General features: G+C 43.0%; 1 protein-coding gene and 1 pseudogene. Both read right to left on the bottom strand.

Annotated features, from left to right (window positions below; translation table 11 throughout):
* Positions 1 to 54 precede the first annotated feature (54 nt).
* Positions 55 to 153 (bottom strand): annotated as a pseudogene (locus DXA87_RS18780) (aminotransferase); the annotation flags it as partial.
* A 228-nt stretch (positions 154 to 381) separates the two neighbouring features.
* Positions 382 to 537, bottom strand: coding sequence for a hypothetical protein (locus tag DXA87_RS18065; RefSeq protein WP_158553100.1), 156 nt, complete (start codon positions 535 to 537; stop codon positions 382 to 384).
* Positions 538 to 786 lie beyond the last annotated feature (249 nt).

The raw sequence follows: 786 nt of genomic DNA, 5'->3' as shown, positions 1-786 counted from the left end.
GATTCTTTGCGGTTTTTACAAGTTTTTAAACGTTTGGTATTAAATAGCACAATAGGTTAAGTTAATGCTTCCCGGTGTCATATTGTTGATCCTTGTCATCCTGCGGATGACGGAGTCTGTAAATGTCTGTACTCTTCTGCTTAATTCCGGCATATGTAAAACCTCTCTTCTATTGTCATGTATGATGTCTTTCCGGTATTCCGATCCTTCCGCGCGCACATCTCAGTATTACGTTCCGAATCGTCCCTCTGTTCTAATATCTTATCATAACTTTCATGACAGACCTATTGATTTTTCTTTACATTTCTATAAAACTTCCCCCCGGATCATTTGTATTGTCAAAACAAAAAGCGACAAGCCTGATTCATAAGCTCATCGCCCTTAATGATCACAGTTTGACCTGTTTACAGAGTTTTTCTCCCTCTTCCTCTCGGACTCTCCGCAACTCACTGCCGGGGCTTTGATGAAGAGGTATTCTTCTCCCTGATCCTCATACCAGCCTCTCTCCTTCCCTCTCAGCTGATATTTTTCCATCATCGGTTCATTCGCAGCCTACCGATTTCATGGTCTCCCCGGCCGTATCAGCTCGATCCATGTCTCCAGTGCACTCTTCCGCTCTCTGTCTGACAGCGGCGTGTTGAAATTTTCTGTGCAAAGCATATTCGCACGTTTATTTAATGATTGGTCCCTTACTCTTTTGTCATAACCCCTGAAAAAAGTAGCTTTTATAACGCAAAAAGACTCAAGTCTCTCGACTTGAGTCTTTCGTGCGGAAGATGGGACTTG

Origin of the sequence: Desulfotomaculum sp. OF05-3 (assembly GCF_003435535.1) — a bacterium.
Taxonomy (GTDB): Bacteria; Bacillota; Clostridia; order Lachnospirales; family Lachnospiraceae; genus Pilosibacter; species Pilosibacter fragilis.
The sequence above is the reverse complement of the archived record's forward strand: the minus strand, read 5'-3'. Positions and strand labels throughout refer to the sequence as shown.

What these genes read in the sequence shown, in the direction of transcription:
- DXA87_RS18065 (WP_158553100.1), bottom strand. Translation starts at nt 537, where the DNA reads ATGATGGAAAAATATCAGCTGAGAGGGAAGGAGAGAGGCTGGTATGAG.